Below are 16,849 nucleotides of genomic sequence, written 5' to 3' on the forward strand. Positions count from 1 at the left end.
TTCCGGCACTGGCGGACGTGACGTGCGCGATCGTCTTCAGCGCTTTGCCGATCGTGTACGTCGCTTGCTGTGTTTGGTCGGCGAAGACGACTTCGCCGGGGAAGGACGTCTGCTGATAGCCGTCCTTTGAAACGCTGACCGCATACGTGTCGGGGGCCAGCGAGAGCATAATGAAATGACCGGTTGTATCCGTCGTCGTTGTTGCCGATTGCGACGGCGACACCGCCTGCACCTTAGCTCCTGCTACGGGTGCCCCAGTGTTGTCGCGCACGGTGCCGGACATGTTGCCGGTGACGCCTGCCAGTGCCCATGTTCCCTGGACAAGCATAGTCACCAACACCAGTACGGCGACCAACGGTCGACGGAAGGAGCGTGAACTTCGCATGTGCATCCTCCGTCTTATCAGTGGAATATGCGACAAATGCCGCAAGATGCACGCAATGCTTCAATATTCGAAATCCGTCCTTCTTATCAAGGATATGTAAAAGTCAATCGCAGCAACGATTTATTTGATATTGTTTCGAGTTTTGATCCCTCGCGGATCGCCGTTGGCGAGTAACTACTCCGCCATCGCGACTCGGGCGGAAGGCTGGCCGCGTTTCTGCGCGTGCATGAAGAAGACTAGCGGCGCGCTGATAACGAACACGATCGCGGTTAGCCGGAACAAATAGTCGTACGCGATCATCGTCGATTGCTGCGCGACGAGGTTGGTCACCACGCCGCTCGACATGCCCTGAAGGTTGGTCACGCCCGCCGCAAGATCGTTCCACGCAATCGCCGTTCGATGCGAGAGCAAGGTCGTGAGAATCGCGATACCGAGGCTGCCGCCAAGCTGACGCAGCAACGTGAACACGCCGGTCGCGCCGGCCATGTCGGAGATCGGCACGTCGTTGAGCGTCATCGTCGTCAGCGGCACGAACAAAAAGCCGAGCGCGAACCCCTGAATGAGGCGCGGCCAGAACACGTCCCAATAGCCGGCCTGCGCGGTCATATCACCCATCAGCCACGTCGACCACGCGAAGATGAGTATTCCGCCTAAGATCGACCATCGGCCATCGATTTTATTGAGCACCCGACCGATGATCAGCATCGAGACCGCCGTCGACAAAGCGCCCGGCATCAGCGCCAAGCCGGTGTCGAACGCCGTAAATCCGAGCATGGTTTGGAAGAACAGCGGCAAGATCAAGGCCGTCCCGAACAGGCCAAAGCCCATAATAATCCCTAGAAACGAGCCGATCGAGAAACTTCGGAACTTAAAGACGCGCAAATCCACGACCGGATGCCGGTCGCGCAGCGCCTTGACGACGAAGATGATTAACGCGGCCACCGAGACTACCGACATGATCAGGATCGTGTCCGACGAGAACCAGTCGTCGCGCTCGCCCTGCTCCAGCACGTACTGCAGTGACGCCAGCCCGACGGTCAGCAGCGACAAACCCGTCCAATCGATGCCGCCCTTGGGTTTGGCGATGTACTTCGGATTCGGAATGAAGGCCAAGGTCATCATGAACGCCGCGATCCCGATCGGCACGTTGATGTAGAAGATGAGCGGCCAGCTCGCGTTATCGACGATCCATCCGCCGAGCGTCGGCCCGATTGCCGGACCCACCATCGCGCCCAATCCGAAGATCGCCATCGCCGCCCCGCGCTTCTCGGGAGGATAGGTCTCGAACATAATTGCCTGTGCGGTGGGCTGCAGCGCGCCGCCGCCGAGACCTTGCAGCACGCGATAGAAGACGAGCATCCAAATCGAATGGGCCGTTCCGCATAGGAACGACGCGACCGTAAACACCGCCAGCGACGTTGCGTAAAAGACTTTGCGTCCCAGCAGCGCCGTCAGCCAGCCGTTGAGCGGCATGATCACGACACTGGCCAGAATGTAGCCGGTTGCTACCCACGCTACTTCGTCGACCGTCGCTCCCAGGTTGCCGCCGATCGTGTTGATCGCGACGTTGACGATCGTCGTGTCGATGATCGCCATGATCAGTCCGAGCATGACCGTAATGGTGATCAAGCCGACGGGGGCATGCTCGCGATGGCGGAACGGATTGGGCATTTCACCGTGATTTCCCAGTCCAAGGCACTCCGACCTATGCTATGGTGTTCACAACAGCGAGGCGAGCCCCATGCACGACGGATATTCCGACTTTAGTGTCAAGGTGACCAAGGCCGAGGGGACGATTGTCGTCTCCCTCTCCGGCGATTGGGACGTCTACGCCCGCGATGCCTTGCACGACGCGCTCTCGTGCACCGGATCGAGAAACGACGTCGTCATCGACGCTCGTCGCGCCAGTTTCTTCGATTCGTCGGCGCTTAGCGAGTTCGTGACGTTCTTCAAACGCGTCACCGAACAGGGGCAGCGCTTCGAACTGCTCGTCGGCAACAGCAACATCCTGCGCATTCTCGAAATGACCGGCCTATCGAACGTGCTGCTCCCCTCGCCCGATCGCATCGCGATGCTCCAAGAACGGATAATCCAGAGCTAAAGCCGTCTTAACGTAAGCTCGGCTAGCGTAAATCGTATGCAATACGAAATCGACGCTCCCGCCAACGACATCATAGCGATGAACCTCACGATTGCGGCGCTCGATCGCTGGATCGCAAACGTCTCGCCCTCTGACGACGGCGAAGAGGTCGGCAAGCAGATCGGCGCGATGTATCGCGAGATCCGCCTCGTGCTCGACGAGCTGTCGGACGAGCTGCCCGGCGACGAGGAAGAAGAAGACGACGACGAGGAGGACGACGAGGAAGTCCTTGAGGCTCAGATCGTCGACGTCGAGCGTCGTATCGCCGTCGCTAGCTAGCGAGCAGTGCAGGCGCGCCGCGTCTTGAAGGCAACGAGGCGAGCCCGAGCGGTCGGCGCCGCCGCGCGGATCGCTTGCAGCGCGCACGCAAAGTAGGCGAGCAGAAATAACGCAACGGCGGCCGCCCGCATGGGATGATTAAGCCCGCGCCTCGCGCGAGGTCTTCTTATCGCCCTTGATCCACTCGAAGAACTCGAGAATCGCGAGCGCGATGCGCGCCAAGGTCGGAATGAACGTCGGACGCAGCAGGCGCGGATCGAACTCGCTCATCAAGCGGTCGTTCTCGTCGACGCACGCGCGCACGAACTTCGCCGGCGTCAGGCCTTCCATCACGTCGGTGAACAGGTCGAGAATCGGACCATCTTGCTGGCCGTTCGTACTGGCATTCGATTCCGCGCCGCCGGCCATTTCCTGACCGCCTTTGACGCGGCGCACGATCGCCGACAGATATTGCACCAGCGCCGGCAGAATCTGCAGCAGCGGATACGGTAACCCGCGACGCTGGCGATCCCATGCAACCCAGTTGACGAAGAAGACGATGTGCCGCGCTTCCTCGATCAAGATGCGCGACAGCAGCGAAGTCAGGGCATCCGGCAGAATCTTCGCTTCGGTTGCCAATTTGAAAATGCCGAAGCCGCCAAAAGAATCCACGCACTCGTTATAGCCGAAGTTGACGAACGCCGCGCGCGACGGCGCCTCGCTGACGTCGCGGGGACTGACGTTCAGGTCGTATTTCTTCACCATGTGGGCGAGAATGCGCCCGTGGCGCGCTTCCTCGAAACCCTGCAACTCGAGCGCCTGACGCACCAGCGGATCGCGCTCCATCCGCGAAAACCCGTCGAGCATCACGCCCGCGCTGTTCTCGACTTCCAGCGCCATCGTCCACACCGGAATCGCGCGCAACCGTGCAAGCGAAATCTCGTCGAGATCCGGCCACGGCAGGTCGGGCGGGTCGTAGGGCTTGTGCCCTTCGATAAACGTCCGGCAGAAAAGCTCTTTGTGTTCTTCGGAACCGATGCGCATGCGTTTCCTTTCCTACGTAGAATCCCCACGCCCGATGACCACGGTATCTACACCCCAACCGCCCCTGGGCGAACATCGCGCCAACGTGCGCGAGTACTTGCGGGGGATCGATCTCCCCTTCGAGTCGGTCGCCGGAACGATCGTGCGAGAGCGATTGGCTACCGAGGACGACGAGGATCTCCTGCGTTCGAGCCTGGTGCTGTGGGCCTGCGCGGCCTGCGGCGGTGACCTCCGCGACGCCCTGCCCGTGGCAGCCTCGTTCCATCTCTTCGACCGCTTCGTACGCCTGCACGACGAGCTGGTCGACGGCTCGGTCGAGCACTGGGGCCTGGGCCAAAGCCTCAACGCCGGCGACGCGCTCTACGCGCTGGCCTTCCGGACCCTTGCCGACGGCGTCCTCGACGCGCAGCGGCGTCTCGCGGTTGCCGGACTCGTCGCGCGCGCCGTTTTGGAGTCGATCGAGGGCCGCAACGTCGACATCGAACGTCCTGAAAGCGACGGTCTTCTGCCGCAAGTACGCTCGGTACGGCGTCGCGTTGCCGCGCTCACCGGCGCCGCGCTCGGATCGGGCGCAATCATCGCGGGAGCCAGCGAACGTATCGTGCGCGGATTCATTCGCGCCGGCTATCTGCTTGCCGTCGCCGCGACGGTCGAGGAAGCAAAACTCGCGCAGCGCGTTGGTGCCAAAGCCCGCGAGGCGGTCGCCCGTTGCGGCGTGGAGCTAGAGTATCGCAACGGCTTCGAAACCGTCGTTGCCTACGTCACGTAAATGCCCGATCCAACCGGATCCCGCAAAGCCGACCACCTACGCATTAACGTTGAAGAAGACGTCGGTGCGAAAGGCGTGAGTGCCGGTTTCGACGCTTATGCCTTCGAGCATCAAGCTCTGCCCGAAATCGACCTGGACGAGGTCGACACTTCGTGCGAGCTACTCGGCAAGAAGCTCAACGCGCCTCTGCTCGTGTCGTGCATGACGGGCGGAACGCCGGAAGCCCAACGCATCAACGCGACGCTCGCACAGGTCGCCGAGGCGTTCGGGCTCGCGATGGGCCTTGGCTCGGGGCGTGCACTGATTGAAAATCCCGGGACCTTGCCGACGTTTGACGTGCGCCCGTTCGCGCCCAACGTTTTGCTGCTCGCAAATCTCGGCGCCGTGCAGCTGAACAAGGGCTACGGCGTCGACCACTGCCGCCGCCTGATGGAGCTGCTGCAGGCCGACGCGCTCGTGCTGCATCTCAACGCATTGCAGGAGGCGCTTCAACCCGAAGGCGACACGAACTTTCGCGGCCTCCTCGCCCAGATCGCAACGCTGTGCAAAACGCTCGGAGCTCCGGTCGTGGTCAAGGAAGTCGGCTGGGGCATCGGTCCGACGACCGTGCGCGCGCTGCTCGATGCGGGCGTCGCCGGGATCGATCTCGCAGGCGCAGGGGGAACCTCGTGGAGCGAAGTCGAGCGGTATCGCATCGACGAAACGTGGCGCGCTCGCGTCGCCGGGGCGTTCGCCGGCTGGGGCATCCCCACGACCGAATGTATCGTCAATGCGCGATCGGTCGCGCCCAGCGAAACGATCATTGCCAGCGGCGGCATTCGCAACGGAATCGACGTCGCCAAAGCCATCGCCCTCGGCGCTGACGCCGCCGGTATCGCCGGTCCGTTTCTACGCGCCGCCGAGGCTGCGATCGACGAAGCGCGCGATTACGCGCGCGAACTGATCGAAACGTTGCGTATCGCCATGTTCTGTACCGGTGCCCGTACCGTCGCCGAACTGAGAACCGCCACGCGGCTTACGGGCGTCCAATGAGCGCCATCGTCGGCGTATCGGATCACGGCGGTTGGGCGATCTTCGTAACGGTCGCACGCGACGGAAAGCTCCTCGATCGCCGGCGCGTCGAGCTCGTCGACGCGAGCCTGCCCGCGATCCCGCATCACCACGAAGCGCAGATGCTTCCGGTCGACCAAGGCGTCGCATTAGTGGAACGCGTTCGCGCGTCGGCAGAAAAACACGCCGCGCTCGCGCTGGACGAAGTGGTAAAGGCGGTGCCGGACATTCAAGGGATCGCGCTGCGGGCGTGCCCGCCGTTACCGCCGACAATTGCCGAGCGCATCGAAGACGTCCGCGCGCGAAACGTCGCCGACTGGGTGATGTACCGCAACGCCCTCGCGTCCGCCGCCGCGGGGCGCGCATGGGCCGTCCATTGGTATGACGCCAAGAAGCTCGAGCTCAACGCGAAGCATCTCGACCTCCGTAAGAAGGTCGGAGCGCCATGGAGCAACGATCACAAACTCGCCATGGCCCTGGCGCTGCGCGCTTTCGGCTAGAAAGCGAGGCCTCACCGGCCGTAGCGTGGTAACCTCGGGCATGCTTACTCGGCTTTTTGCGGCTCTACTCGGCACGCTTTTGGCAACGGTCCCGGCATTGGCCAACGCGGCCATACTGACTGAGAACGACTTCCAGCACGGCGTTGCACTCAACTCGCCCGCGATCTCACCCGACGGTAAACGCGCCGTCGTCGTGGTGTCGAGGGTGAACTGGAACGAAGATCGCCGCGACGGCGAGCTCGTCCTCATCGACGTCGCCACGCACGGTCAGCGCGTGCTGACGTACGACCGCAAAGGGCTCTCCGATCCGTCGTTCTCACCCGACGGATCGCGGCTTGCCTTCATCGCCGACGACGGCGACGGCGACGACGCGCACTCGCAAGTGTTCGTCATGCCGCTCGACGGCGGCGACGCGCGCCCGGTCACCAAAGCCAAAGAAGGCGTCGAGCAGTACGCGTGGCGTCCCGACGGTCGCGCCATGGCTTACGCTGCAGAAGATCCCCAGCCCGAACGCAAAGGCGCCGATAAGTTCCGCGACAGCTTTATCTTCACCACCGAGCCGATCGTCGCGCGCAGCCGTCCCGAGCCGCGGCACTTGTTCGCTCAATCGCTCGACGGCGGGCCGGCCACGCAGTTGACGTTCGGTCCCCAGAGCGTTGCCACCGGCGAAGCGCAGTCGTCGATCTCGTGGTCGCACGACGGTAAGACGATCGCCTTCGTCCTCTGTCCCAACGCCATTCTCAACGACGAGAGCTATTCGCACGTCGCGCTGATCGACGTCGAGAGCAAGAAGGTGCGGTCGCTGACCGGACGCACGATGTGGGAGAGCACGCCGCTCTTCTCACCCGACGGAACGCACATCGCGTACACCTATTCGGACGGCGACAATCAGGTCAATCTGCAAGAGTTGTACGTCACGACACCCGACGGCGGTGTGGGCAAGTCCGTAACGGCGTCGCTCGATCGCGACGTCTTCGACGCCGCGTGGGCGCCCGATTCAAAAACGTTGTATTTCGGGGTGCCCGATCGCTCGTCGCAGTCGTTCTACCGGCTTGAGCTCGGGGGCGAGCCGCAACGAATGGTGGACACAACGTTGCTCCAGCACGCGTCGTCGCTGGTTGATGCGATCGCGCCCGACGGAAGCTTCGTCTTCGTCGGTACGCAGACCAAACAGCCGTCGGAGTTATTTTACCGCTCCGCCTCGGGCACAACGACCAAGCTCACCGATTTCAATGCGGCGATCGCGCGCCTCGACCTCGCGTCGGCCGAGCGCATCGAGTTTCCGACCGGCACCGGCATCACCGGCGACGGCGTGCTCTACACGCCGCCCGGATTTACCGCCGGCAAAAAATATCCGCTGAGCGTCTTCATTCACGGCGGCCCGACCAGCTCGTCGACCTTGGGCTTCGACTTTTGGGCGCAGGTGATGGCGGCGCGCGGCTGGCTCGTGCTCCGTCCGAACTATCGCGGCAGCGACGATCTCGGCATCAAGTACCAGCGCGCCGTGCTCTACGATCTCGATGCCGGCCCCGGCAAAGACATCATGTCCGCCGTCGACACCGTTCGCGCGCGCGGCATCGTCGACGATTCGCGCATCGCCGTGTCGGGATGGTCGTACGGCGGCATCATGACGGCGTGGATGATTTCGAAATATCACATCTGGAAGGCGGCCGTCTCCGGCGCGTCGGTCAACGATTGGGTTACCGACTACGGAACGGCCGACGACAGCTTATCGGACGTCGATCTGTTCCACGGGTCGCCGTTTGTCGGAAATAATGCCGCCGAGTTTCGGCGCACCTCGGCGATATCGTATGCGAAGGATGTGACGACGCCGGTGTTGATTCTCTCCGACGTCGGCGACAATCGCGACTCTTTTGCCACGTCGTCGATGTATTGGCGCGCGCTGCGCGACAATCATAAGGACGCGACGTTGCGCGTGTGGCCGGTCTACGGCCACTTCCCGTCCGATCCGGTTCGTCAGGCCGACGTCTACCACTATTGGCTAGACTACATCGCCCAGCACTTCCGGTAACGTCAGCGAATAGTCCACGCCAGTGCGCCGGCAAGCACTCCCAAGTGGCAGGCGAATCCGCCGATGCACGCCTTGCCGGTGCCGGATTCGCGCTTCGCCCAGGCGCCGCGAAACGCCACGACGGCGCAAAGGGTCACGGCGCACAAACCCGCGACCGACCAGTACAGCGCCGGTGCTCGAGCGGCGGAAACCAGGACGGCAAACGCGGACACCGCCGCTAAAGGTGCGAGCGCTGCGCCGAGCAGCGGGCGAAACATCTGCCCGTGGCCGACGCCGTAGCGCTGGAGCGTCGTCATCTCCCGGCGGTATCCCAACTCGAGCAGCGCCGCGCACAGCGCGCCGGATCCGGCGATCGACAGCACCGCCAGCACGTAGGCCGCCGACAGAGAGAAGCGCAGAAGCAGCGGAAGCATCGGAAGACAGAGCACCGCGATACTAAGCGCATAATACTTGAGGTACGTCGCGGCAACGTACCGGTCGAGTACGCTAAGCATTGACTCGAAAGTAGAGCTTTGTGGCTTCAGCGGAGGCACGCGCCTCCTGGGCCGAGCTCGAAAACACGATCGAGCCGTCTCGAATGATGCTGATGGTGTCGGCTATCTCGAGAATAGCGTGGGCGTTATGGTCAGTCAGCAAAATCCCCGTACCGCGCTCGCGAAACCGCCGAAGAATCGCCACACAATGCACCAAGTCAAAAGCCGAAAGACCAGGGAACGGCTCGTCGACGATCAGGAACTGCGGCTCTTGCACGTAGGCCAGCGCGAGGGCGAGAAACACCCGATCCGATCCCGCCATATCGCACGGGCGTTGGTCGAGCAGCCGCGTGAGGCGCAGGCTTTCTAAGCCGGCGAAGATTGCAGGTACGGATTTGGGCGCGGCAAGCTTGAGATTATCCAACGTCGATAAACCGGCCAAGAAATGCGGCGTTTGTGGAACGTACGCTAGGCCATCGGCGGCGCGTCCACTCGGCGGGCGAACGTCGAGGATGAGCGATCTGCCGTCGTCGCGCTCGAGAACCACAATGCCCTTGTCCGCTTTTAGAAAGCCGGCCGCGATTTCGAATAGGGTACTCTTGCCGCTGCCGTTGGGGCCCTCCAATGCATGAATGGTGCCGCCGGCAACGGCAAGGCACGCGCAATCGACGACGACGCGGCGTCCGTAGATTTTGGTAACGCCCTGAAAATACAGCTTCGGCAATCGGAACCTCGCGGCGAGGTTACCAGGCTAGCTAGTCTTGCTGAGAATTGCCTCGTAAAGACCCTGCGGGTCATCGGTGCCGAGCGTGACGCGCCGGCCGTTTTTCTTCGTGATCATCACGCCTTGATAACCGGCGACGTTCCAAAGCCATCCATGCAGGATCGTCCAGTGAATCCCCCAGCCTTCCCAAAACCGCATCGTCGTGGTCTGCACCTCGTCGATATCCTCGAACGCAATGACGCCGCCCGGAATGCCGATGGTGAACGACCATGCGACGCCCCGAGAATCGACGCGCGTCGTGAGCTGCACGAATCCGATGCACATTGCCGCGACGACGGCAAATGCGGCGAGGTGTGCCGTGCTATCGGGGCCTGTGAGACCCGCGCGATACAAGGCGTAGAAGGTAACGGCTACAACCAGCAAGATCCCAGGCGAGAACTGCCGGTGCTCGTAGGTCGGCATGGCTACTAATACGCGGTCAAGAATGAAGCCCCCCGTGAACGTCAGAACGACGTTGCTCCTGATTGCCGTCCTTGTCGCGGCGGCCGGTACCGGCGCGCGCGCGGCCACGGCAAAGCTTTCCAACGACGTCGTTCCGGTATCGTACGACTTGAGCGTTCACCCGTTCGCGCCCGGACCGACCGTGGAAGGCTCCGAAACGATCGTCGTGCGCCTCGGGCACGATCTGGGCGCCGTTACCCTTAATCAACTGCAGGTCAACGTTCGCGAGGCGACCATCGACGGCCAACCGGTCCGTCCCGCACTATCCGACAAGCTGCAGCAGCTGACACTCGTTGCATCCCGAAGGTTGAGCGCCGGCGAACATTCGCTGCACCTCGACTTCGTAAGCCACCCGTCGTTCCCCGGATTCCAAGTCACGGGAACGCCCGCTAACTTGTATTACGCCACCGCATTTGAGCCGTCACAGGCGCGTGCCTCGTTTCCGTGTTTCGACGAGCCGCAGTTTCGCGCGCGCTTCACCTTGCACGTGAAAGCGCCGGCGGCCGCGACGGTCATCTCGAATATGCCCGAGACGCGCGTCACCCCGGACTCCGACGGGATGTCCGTGCACGATTTCCAGCCGACGCCGCCGATGCCCACGTATCTCGTGACGTACGATATCGGCAAGTTCACGCACGCCGACGGCGAAGTCGACGGCAAGCCGGTTCGCATCTTTGCGGCGCCCGGCCGAGAGGCGCAAGAGCGCGCGGTGCTGAGCGATACCGAAGCGATCGTGCCGTTCTACACGAAGTTTTTCTCGACCCCGTATCCCTTACCGAAGCTCGACGTCGTCGTCGTTAAGGGCGGCTTTGACTCAGCGCTCGAGGGGTGGGGCGCGATCAACGTCTACGACGAAAATGAAGTTTTCGGCGACCAGCTGGGCCGAGAAGAACTGCTCGCCCACGAGATCGCGCACCAGTGGGTCGGCGATCTCGTCGACATGGCGTGGTGGCGCGACACGTTTGTCGCCGAGGGGCTTGCCGAGTTCGCCGAACGGCAAGCCGTCGCGCACGTTTTCTCCGGCGTCACCTCCTGGATAGACGACGATAGCGACGTGGGGGCCATCCTGAACCGCCCGATCAAGCCGGGCACGAAGCCTTTGATTGGCGCGCGCATCGCCACCGACCTCAACGACGACGACTTTCAGGCATTCGACCTGGCGACCTACGATAAGGGCGCCGCGATCGTGCGACAGTGGCAGCGGCTCGTCGGCGACGAGGCGTTTGCGCGCGCGATCGCCGGTTATCTGCGGGCGCACGCCTACGGAAGCGCGACGTTCGAACAGTTTTGGAGCGCGTTTCCCGAGCCCAACGCACGGGCGTATGCCAGTGCGTGGTTCGAGCATCCCGGCTATCCCATCGTCACGCTCGACGCGTCGTGTATCGGGGGAACGTCGCACGTATCGGTCTCGCAGCGCGCGTTCGTTGCCGATGCCACGGTGGGCGCCGCATATCGTAGGCAGCTCTGGCCGTTTCCGCTCGTGCTTCGCGTGGCGGGTCGGGAGCGCGTGCTGTCGGTTCCTGCGCAGCCGTACAGCCGGTTCGAAGTACCCGGCTGCGGCGTCTCGGCGGTCGATGACGATTTCCGGCCCTATATGCGACTGCTGTACCGCGGCGACGCATTGCGCGACATCGCCGCGCGCGCTCCACGCGAACGAAACCGGCTACTGCAAGACTACAGCGCGGCGCAGCAATACGGGTACGTGACCGGCGGCGACTACGAAGCCATCATCAGCGCCGCGGGTTCACTCAACGACATCGACGGGCTCACCGTCCGCTCCATCGCCTCGAGATTCTCTGACATCGCCGGCGCGGTGCGCGGCTCAGCCTCGTTCGCGACCATCGCGAACATCGACGAGCGAGTTCTGCGTCCGGTGATTCCCGGCGCGCTCGACGGCATTACCGACTTTTGGTCCGCGCAAGCGCAAAGCAGCGCCTTGATGGCACTGGCCGACGTCGGCGATGCGCGCTTCTCGACGCAGGCCCGCGAGGTGACGCTCGAGCGCGCGGCGTCGGGGTGGCCGATGGGCCGTTCGGGAATGGCGTGGTCGGCGGCCGCTGCAGGCGGCGTGACGGCAGGCCAAGCTGACGTCGAACGCGTCGAGTCGATGTTGCGCGCCGGGCAGTTTCAAGAGTTGGGGCAAGTGTTTTTAACGCACGTCTCGGATAAGACCCTGTTGGCCGAGATTCTCGACGACGCGATTCGCGATCGCCACATCGCGGGCGACTCGTTCAGCGAGTTTCTCTTTGACGTCGGCTCCATGCACCCGGACGTCGCGTACGAGTATCTGCGCGCGCACCTGCGCTCGGTTCGTGCAACGCTTCCTCCGTCGCAACAGGCCTACGCCATTTGCAGCGGCGTTGCCAACGCGCTCTGGCCCGCCGCGAGCCCGAAGACGCTCGAAGCGTTCCTCGCGAGCATCGTGTCGCCGAACGACAGAGCGGTTCTGCTCAAAGCCGACACGGAAATCGAGCGACACTGGCACGACCGCCAAACCCTGGAACGCGAACTGCGAGCGCCCTCGTGAGGTTGTTACGCTCTTTAAGTCGAGCTGCGGCACTCACGCTTTTTGTGCTCCCCATTTCCGCGCGCGCTGCATGCGGATTCGGCATTCCTCCGAGCTATTCTGACATTGACGAAGTGATCGTCACGCAGACGGGCTGCGGAAGCACGTTAACGCCCGGAACGCCCGACGCGCTGCGATGTTCTAAGTTTTGGGTAGAGTTCGGAAAGCCTGATGGAACAGAATACTCGCAATTCAATCTTGAAAACGGCGTGGGCGACTTTCACCTATCCGCGTCGGTCGAAGATGCTCGGAAGGTCCTCGCTGCCGACCGGTTCTTCGAGCTCAATCCACCGGCGCAACAGGTACCAACCGATACAGCCTTGGCCACGGTAACGGTTCACCGATGCGCGACAACAGTGAGCCTCAAGATCTACAGCGAACCACAAGCCTCGCCCAGTGATGCTCAAACCAATCGGCTTCTCGATGACTTGCGCAAGCTCGTCCGCATGTCGACAGAGAAAAGGCTCGATACGAACCCGCACGTCCCCCCGGACATCGACCTTTGGTACTAGCTGGCTAGCTTGTCTTCGGGAAGTGCGAGCGCGACGCCGCCGGAAAGATTTTGCGGCAGCGGTTTGCGCGGAACCATCGCTCCGGCTAAGCCGTCATCGTCGTCGTCCGTAACGCGCGGAGCGCGCACTGGACTTTGGTATGGCATCCGCGACGAGTCGGTGACGAGTTCCCGTCGCCGGCCGCGGAAGACCCGGGAAAACCATCGCATCGCCTCGATTGTAGCACAGCATGGACCTCAGCGAGCACGCCGCAGCTAATCGCGCCTACTGGGATCGCAAAAGCGACGAGTATCAATCGGCGCATGGCGAGCAGCTCGCGGCGCATCCGATGGCGTGGGGCGCCTGGTCGATTCCGGAAAGCGAACTAAATATTCTCGGCGACGTCGTAGGCAAAGACGTTCTGGAGTTCGGCTGCGGCGCCGCACAATGGTCGATCGCGCTCACCAAAGGCGGCGCGCGCTGCGTCGGGCTCGACAACTCCGAACGCCAGTTAGAACACGCGCGGGCAAACCAACGAGCGGCCGGTGTGGACTTTCCGCTGATCCACGCTTCCGCCGAAAACGTCCCGTTGCCCGGCGCGTCGTTCGACATCGTGTTTTGCGACCACGGGGCAATGACGTTCGCCGACCCGTTCCGCACGGTGCCCGAAGCAGCGCGCCTGTTGCGCCCGGCCGGTCTGTTCGCATTTTCAATCGGAACCCCGGTACTGTTCGTCTGCTGGAACAAATCCGCCGACCGGATCGGGACGACCCTCCGGGAAAACTATTTCGACCTTCGCCGCGACGACGACGGATCGAGTGTGGTGTTCACGCTCCCGTACGGCAAATGGATCGAGCTCTTTCGCGACAACGGTTTCGAAGTCGAAGCCCTCATCGAGTTGCGTCCGCCGCCCAATGCGCAAACAACCTACAACGACTTCGTCACGTACGAGTGGGCGCGAAACTGGCCCGCAGAGCACGTCTGGCGTGTCCGCCTCCGCTAGCGGGCGTTTGAACCCCGAAGACCGAAGGGTGGCCGCCAATGAACTCCGCGATGAATAAACCAATCGTGGGCTATATCTTAGCGTTCGTCGCCATCGCCATGTTGGCGCTGATCTTTGGCGAGGCATGGTCGCCGCTGACGCATACCACCTGGGGCGTGGGAATGGCTCCGTCGGGCGACCGCGCTGCCGTAGCTCGCGTTTTGCCGAGTAGCGCAGCATACAAAGCCGGCGTTCGCGTCGGCGATCAGATCGACGTCATGTCCATGCCGCTCGGCGATCGCATGCGCCTACGATCGGCTTTTAGCCCAATCGGTACGCAGATCACCTTGCCGATCGTTCGGAACGGACAGCGGCAACTCGTAACGATCGTTGCAGGGCCGCGCGCGGGCACGTCGCGCCTGTCTGGATGGTCTTTCCTCCTAGGCGGTTCCATAGCACTGCTGATCGTCGCCCTTATTGCGTGGCGAAAGCCTTCCACCGCCACGGCAGCGCTCGTGCTCTACGGCATGGGCTCGTGCACGACGGGCGGCGTGGTCGCGCAGTTTTCGTGGCTCCGCGACCCCTGGTATGCGATTGTCGCAATATTCGTCGTCACGGCGTTCTCGACTTTGCCCGTTGCGGCGCTCCTGCCGTTCATCGTGAGGTTTCCTCGTCCGCCCGAAACACACCCAGGGCGAATCCGCTTGCGTGTCGCGGACGGCCTGTTTTGGGCGGCCGCGGTCCTCTGCCTATTTGAGGCGCTGTACGAGCCGGTCTTATATGCTAGCTGGTTCGCGTTCGACACGGCCATGACGATGGGTCTGATGGCGCTCGTACTGGCGTTTGCGGTGATGGCTTATCGCGATGCAGGCGGCGAAGACCGCCGGCGTATCGGCTGGGTCCTCACTGGTCTAATCATCAGTGCCGCGGGATACACGGCATTCAACACGATGGATACGTTCATGGTCGGCGGCTGGATCGCTCCGTTCGCGGCAATAGCTGCGACGCAGCTGCTGCAATGCGCGTTGCCGCTCGCGCTTGGGTACGCCGTGCTGCGCCATCGCGTGCTCGACATAGGCTTCGCTCTCAATCGCACGATGGTCTACGGTGTAATTACCGCGATGGTCGTCGTCGTGGTCAGCCTCGTCGACTGGCTCAGCAGCCGCCTGATCAGCGAACAGCGCTGGGCGCTCGCTTTCGAGGCCGTGATTACCATTGGCTTCGGCTTTGCACTGAACTACATTCACGGCAAAACCGAGCGTCTCGTCGACCGCATCGTCTTTCGCGCGCGTCACCTTGCCGAAAAGCGCATCGAGTATCGCATCGGCGCGTTGGGATTTTCATCGTCGGCGTCGGCGATCGATGAAGCGCTGGCGGACGACGCCCCGCGGATACTGGATCTGTCGTCTGCCGCTGTCTTCGGCCGTCTCGCGGAGAACGAGCCGTTCACGCGCAAGGCGTCCTTCGGTTGGAACGACGGATCCACTTCGGCGATTATCGACGATTCGCTCCTGGTTCGCACGCTGCGCTCGCTCGAGCGCCCGGTGGTACTCGACGACGTGGCGATCGCCGTCGACAACGCTCCGGACGGCGCAGCACGTCCGGCGATTGCGATTCCGATCGTTACGCAGCACGAGCTTATCGGCTTCGCGCTCTTCGGCAGCCGCAGCGACGGCGCGCTGCCCGATCCAGAAGAGATCGGGCTACTCGCGCAACTCTGTTCGGCTGCCGGAAACGCTTACGGTGCGGTCGAGGCGCGGCAGTGGCGCGAGCGCGCCGCCACCCTCGAACGATCGTTAGCGCTACAAAGCTCCTAGAATCTTTTGGGCAAACTCCGGCGCGAAGTGCTGGATCACTTGCGGATTGCTCGAGATCAGCGATACGACGTCTTGCTTGAGCGCTTGAGGATCCGATCCATGCTGCGCAACTATTTGCATGAGTTGCTGTGCCATATCCGGATCGCCGTTCTGCTGCGCGTTCTGCGCCGCCGTTTGAACGTGCTGCGCGACTTCCTCGTGCGGCATCGTGTTGACTTGCTCCGATGCGGCTTGGCTGACCGAGCCCTGATCGATTTCGCCGGTCGTGAATTTTTGAACGAGCCCCTCAACCTCATTAAACATGGCGCCTCCTAGCGTAGAGGCCTCGTACTTTCCCGGGGTAGCGGCTTTAAATCAAGCTCGCTTGGGACGCGCTTTAGCGGCGACTTTCTTAGGCTTAGCGCCCAATTCGATGAGGTCCACCGCCTCACGAACGAGCGCCTTGAACGCCTTCTCGTCGATCTTTTCACCTTCGGCGAAATCGATTGCGCGGCGCACGTTCCCCTCGAGGCTCGAGTTGAAGAGTTTGGACGGATCCTTGAGCTTGGCGCCGTTGGCGAACGTGGTCTTGATTGCAGCTTTATAGGACTCGCCCGTGCAGATGATTTTGCCGTCGTGATACCACGTCGGCACCCCGCGCCACTTCCACTCCTCGACGACGTCGGGATCGGCGGATTTGATCAACGCGCGGACCTTGGCGAGCGTCTTGCCGCGCCAGTCTCCCAGCTCGGCAATCTGCTCGTCGATCAACTTTGATGGTGACTTACTCATGATTTCGGGAACTGACGCAGTCCGACGGGCGTTCCGTCGAGATTTTTAACGGTTGCGACGAGTAGTCCCTGAGCGACGTCGGTTGGATCCTGCACCTTTTCGGCGCCGGCCGCAACCAGCGCCGCTAGCGCCGCATTGATGTCGTCAACGTTCACGTACGCGAGCGCCCCGTCCATCCCCGGCTTCTTTTGCACGAGCCCGATCTCGGTCTCGCCGGCTTTGAAGCCGACGTAATATGGGCTGTCGGCGTACGGCTGCGTACCAAGCAACGTCGTGTAGAACGCTTTGGCCTTGGCCACGTCCGCGGCCGGATAGATAATGAGGTTAACGTTATTCACTGGTCTCC

Annotated in this window: 20 protein-coding genes; 10 read left to right on the forward strand and 10 right to left on the reverse strand. The window is 62.5% G+C overall.

Going from position 1 to position 16,849, the window contains the following annotated elements:
* The coding region (locus VGG89_04390) for a carboxypeptidase-like regulatory domain-containing protein (GenBank protein ID HEY1975753.1) at positions 1-328 on the reverse strand (328 nt) is incomplete at its 3' end.
* 231 nt (positions 329-559) lie between these two features.
* Positions 560-2,056 (reverse strand): DHA2 family efflux MFS transporter permease subunit, encoded by a 1,497-nt coding sequence (locus VGG89_04395; GenBank protein ID HEY1975754.1) that lies wholly within the window; start codon positions 2,054-2,056, stop codon positions 560-562.
* 70 nt (positions 2,057-2,126) lie between these two features.
* On the opposite strand from VGG89_04395, the gene VGG89_04400 reads away from it, so the two are divergent.
* Positions 2,127-2,486 (forward strand): STAS domain-containing protein, encoded by a 360-nt coding sequence (locus VGG89_04400; protein HEY1975755.1) that lies wholly within the window; start codon positions 2,127-2,129, stop codon positions 2,484-2,486.
* Positions 2,487-2,522: 36 nt separating this feature from the next.
* Complete coding sequence (locus VGG89_04405; GenBank protein ID HEY1975756.1) at positions 2,523-2,804, forward strand: hypothetical protein; 282 nt, start codon at positions 2,523-2,525, stop codon at positions 2,802-2,804.
* A gap of 138 nt (positions 2,805-2,942) precedes the next feature.
* Here the strand turns inward: VGG89_04405 and VGG89_04410 are convergent, their stop codons facing one another.
* Complete coding sequence (locus VGG89_04410; protein ID HEY1975757.1) at positions 2,943-3,827, reverse strand: ferritin-like domain-containing protein; 885 nt, start codon at positions 3,825-3,827, stop codon at positions 2,943-2,945.
* 34 nt (positions 3,828-3,861) lie between these two features.
* Between VGG89_04410 and VGG89_04415 the strand changes: the two genes are divergently transcribed.
* Genes VGG89_04415 through VGG89_04430 form a run of 4 tightly spaced genes read left to right on the forward strand, consistent with a single transcriptional unit; the run spans position 3,862 to position 8,178 of the window.
* Positions 3,862-4,596, forward strand: a complete 735-nt coding sequence (locus VGG89_04415; GenBank protein ID HEY1975758.1) for a polyprenyl synthetase family protein — start codon at positions 3,862-3,864, stop codon at positions 4,594-4,596.
* Entirely contained in the window at positions 4,597-5,628 is a 1,032-nt protein-coding gene (gene fni / locus VGG89_04420; protein HEY1975759.1) for a type 2 isopentenyl-diphosphate Delta-isomerase, read from the forward strand. It abuts the gene before it with no gap.
* The gene (locus VGG89_04425; protein HEY1975760.1) at positions 5,625-6,146 is read left to right on the forward strand and encodes a hypothetical protein; all 522 of its coding nucleotides are present in this window, start codon (positions 5,625-5,627) and stop codon (positions 6,144-6,146) included. Before fni ends, VGG89_04425 begins: the two co-directional genes overlap by 4 nt.
* A gap of 40 nt (positions 6,147-6,186) precedes the next feature.
* Positions 6,187-8,178 carry a S9 family peptidase gene (locus VGG89_04430; GenBank protein HEY1975761.1) on the forward strand — a complete coding sequence of 664 codons (1,992 nt, stop codon included), beginning with the start codon at positions 6,187-6,189 and terminating at the stop codon, positions 8,176-8,178.
* Positions 8,179-8,180: 2 nt separating this feature from the next.
* On the opposite strand, the gene VGG89_04435 is transcribed toward VGG89_04430, so the two are convergent.
* From VGG89_04435 to VGG89_04445, 3 genes are read right to left on the reverse strand one after another with little or no spacing between them, the layout of a single operon-like run.
* Positions 8,181-8,672, reverse strand: coding sequence for a hypothetical protein (locus VGG89_04435; GenBank protein ID HEY1975762.1), 492 nt, complete (start codon positions 8,670-8,672; stop codon positions 8,181-8,183).
* A complete protein-coding gene (locus VGG89_04440) occupies positions 8,665-9,375 on the reverse strand; it encodes an ATP-binding cassette domain-containing protein (protein HEY1975763.1) in 711 nt (236 codons plus the stop codon). Before VGG89_04440 ends, VGG89_04435 begins: the two co-directional genes overlap by 8 nt.
* A gap of 27 nt (positions 9,376-9,402) precedes the next feature.
* Positions 9,403-9,837 (reverse strand): hypothetical protein, encoded by a 435-nt coding sequence (locus VGG89_04445; protein ID HEY1975764.1) that lies wholly within the window; start codon positions 9,835-9,837, stop codon positions 9,403-9,405.
* 34 nt (positions 9,838-9,871) lie between these two features.
* On the opposite strand from VGG89_04445, the gene VGG89_04450 reads away from it, so the two are divergent.
* Entirely contained in the window at positions 9,872-12,403 is a 2,532-nt protein-coding gene (locus tag VGG89_04450) for a M1 family metallopeptidase (GenBank protein ID HEY1975765.1), read from the forward strand.
* A 113-nt stretch (positions 12,404-12,516) separates the two neighbouring features.
* Positions 12,517-12,954, forward strand: coding sequence for a hypothetical protein (locus VGG89_04455; protein HEY1975766.1), 438 nt, complete (start codon positions 12,517-12,519; stop codon positions 12,952-12,954).
* Here VGG89_04455 and VGG89_04460 read toward each other — a convergent pair.
* Entirely contained in the window at positions 12,951-13,163 is a 213-nt protein-coding gene (locus VGG89_04460; GenBank protein HEY1975767.1) for a hypothetical protein, read from the reverse strand. The genes VGG89_04455 and VGG89_04460 overlap by 4 nt on opposite strands.
* Positions 13,164-13,183: 20 nt before the next feature.
* Here VGG89_04460 and VGG89_04465 point away from each other — a divergent pair, with 20 nt between their 5' ends.
* Positions 13,184-13,936 (forward strand): class I SAM-dependent methyltransferase, encoded by a 753-nt coding sequence (locus VGG89_04465; GenBank protein ID HEY1975768.1) that lies wholly within the window; start codon positions 13,184-13,186, stop codon positions 13,934-13,936.
* Positions 13,937-13,974: 38 nt separating this feature from the next.
* The gene (locus tag VGG89_04470; GenBank protein HEY1975769.1) at positions 13,975-15,732 is read left to right on the forward strand and encodes a GAF domain-containing protein; all 1,758 of its coding nucleotides are present in this window, start codon (positions 13,975-13,977) and stop codon (positions 15,730-15,732) included.
* Here the strand turns inward: VGG89_04470 and VGG89_04475 are convergent.
* Genes VGG89_04475 through VGG89_04485 form a run of 3 tightly spaced genes read right to left on the reverse strand, consistent with a single transcriptional unit; the run spans position 15,718 to position 16,841 of the window.
* Positions 15,718-16,035, reverse strand: a complete 318-nt coding sequence (locus VGG89_04475) for a hypothetical protein (GenBank protein ID HEY1975770.1) — start codon at positions 16,033-16,035, stop codon at positions 15,718-15,720. The two genes, VGG89_04470 and VGG89_04475, sit on opposite strands and share 15 nt — an antisense overlap.
* 51 nt (positions 16,036-16,086) lie before the next feature.
* On the reverse strand, positions 16,087-16,503 hold the full coding sequence (locus VGG89_04480; GenBank protein ID HEY1975771.1) for a DUF1801 domain-containing protein: 417 nt from the start codon (positions 16,501-16,503) through the stop codon (positions 16,087-16,089).
* The gene (locus tag VGG89_04485) at positions 16,500-16,841 is read right to left on the reverse strand and encodes a VOC family protein (protein HEY1975772.1); all 342 of its coding nucleotides are present in this window, start codon (positions 16,839-16,841) and stop codon (positions 16,500-16,502) included. Before VGG89_04485 ends, VGG89_04480 begins: the two co-directional genes overlap by 4 nt.
* Positions 16,842-16,849 lie beyond the last annotated feature (8 nt).

The organism is Candidatus Baltobacteraceae bacterium (assembly GCA_036488875.1).
GTDB lineage: Bacteria > Vulcanimicrobiota > Vulcanimicrobiia > Vulcanimicrobiales > Vulcanimicrobiaceae > JAFAHZ01.

Coding starts and splice junctions, on each gene's coding strand:
- VGG89_04435 (HEY1975762.1), bottom strand. CDS start 8,672: ATGCTTAGCGTACTCGACCGGTACGTTGCCGCGACGTACCTCAAGTAT.
- VGG89_04425 (HEY1975760.1), top strand. CDS start 5,625: ATGAGCGCCATCGTCGGCGTATCGGATCACGGCGGTTGGGCGATCTTC.
- VGG89_04445 (HEY1975764.1), bottom strand. CDS start 9,837: ATGCCGACCTACGAGCACCGGCAGTTCTCGCCTGGGATCTTGCTGGTT.
- fni (HEY1975759.1), top strand. CDS start 4,597: ATGCCCGATCCAACCGGATCCCGCAAAGCCGACCACCTACGCATTAAC.
- VGG89_04405 (HEY1975756.1), top strand. CDS start 2,523: ATGCAATACGAAATCGACGCTCCCGCCAACGACATCATAGCGATGAAC.
- VGG89_04460 (HEY1975767.1), bottom strand. CDS start 13,163: ATGCGATGGTTTTCCCGGGTCTTCCGCGGCCGGCGACGGGAACTCGTC.
- VGG89_04475 (HEY1975770.1), bottom strand. CDS start 16,035: ATGTTTAATGAGGTTGAGGGGCTCGTTCAAAAATTCACGACCGGCGAA.
- VGG89_04465 (HEY1975768.1), top strand. CDS start 13,184: ATGGACCTCAGCGAGCACGCCGCAGCTAATCGCGCCTACTGGGATCGC.
- VGG89_04410 (HEY1975757.1), bottom strand. CDS start 3,827: ATGCGCATCGGTTCCGAAGAACACAAAGAGCTTTTCTGCCGGACGTTT.
- VGG89_04470 (HEY1975769.1), top strand. CDS start 13,975: ATGAACTCCGCGATGAATAAACCAATCGTGGGCTATATCTTAGCGTTC.
- VGG89_04415 (HEY1975758.1), top strand. CDS start 3,862: ATGACCACGGTATCTACACCCCAACCGCCCCTGGGCGAACATCGCGCC.
- VGG89_04400 (HEY1975755.1), top strand. CDS start 2,127: ATGCACGACGGATATTCCGACTTTAGTGTCAAGGTGACCAAGGCCGAG.
- VGG89_04430 (HEY1975761.1), top strand. CDS start 6,187: ATGCTTACTCGGCTTTTTGCGGCTCTACTCGGCACGCTTTTGGCAACG.
- VGG89_04395 (HEY1975754.1), bottom strand. CDS start 2,056: ATGCCCAATCCGTTCCGCCATCGCGAGCATGCCCCCGTCGGCTTGATC.
- VGG89_04480 (HEY1975771.1), bottom strand. CDS start 16,503: ATGAGTAAGTCACCATCAAAGTTGATCGACGAGCAGATTGCCGAGCTG.